Annotated in this window: 1 protein-coding gene; it reads right to left on the bottom strand. The window is 68.6% G+C overall.

What is annotated here, in order from left to right; all coding sequences use genetic code 11:
- Positions 1-358, bottom strand: a 358-nt coding sequence (locus AC1DYK_RS36025; RefSeq protein WP_478170625.1) for an exonuclease/endonuclease/phosphatase family protein, incomplete at its 3' end; no start/stop codon positions are given.
- Positions 359-405 lie beyond the last annotated feature (47 nt).

The raw sequence follows: 405 nt of genomic DNA, 5'->3' as shown, positions 1-405 counted from the left end.
CTTCCCAGGTGTACACGAGATCCGCCCGGGTCAGGAGCGCTGCGTGTACGGTGCTGTCGCCCGCGGGTGTGTTGAAGTCACCGGTGACGATGCGCGGAACCTCGGGCGCGAGCGTGTTGAGCCGTTCGGCGAGGAGCTCGGCGGAGCACTCCCGCGCGTATGCGCTCGCGTCGTCGAAGTGGGTGTTCGCGGCGAACAGTTCGCCACCGCCCGACAGGTCATGAAAGCGCACCCATGTGACCATCCGGGGCCAGCCCCCTCCCCAGGTGTTGGAGCCGGGCTCCTGCGGGGTGCCGGAGAGCCAGAAGTGGTCGTACTCCAGAGGCCGGAGCCGTGTGCGGTCGTAGCCGATGGCCATGAACTCTCCGCGGCTGCCGCCCTCTCTGCCCTGGCCGATCCATCCGT

The sequence above is a fragment of the Variovorax sp. P2_H12 genome (assembly GCF_056403395.1).
This window is presented reverse-complemented; position numbering and strand designations above follow the sequence as displayed.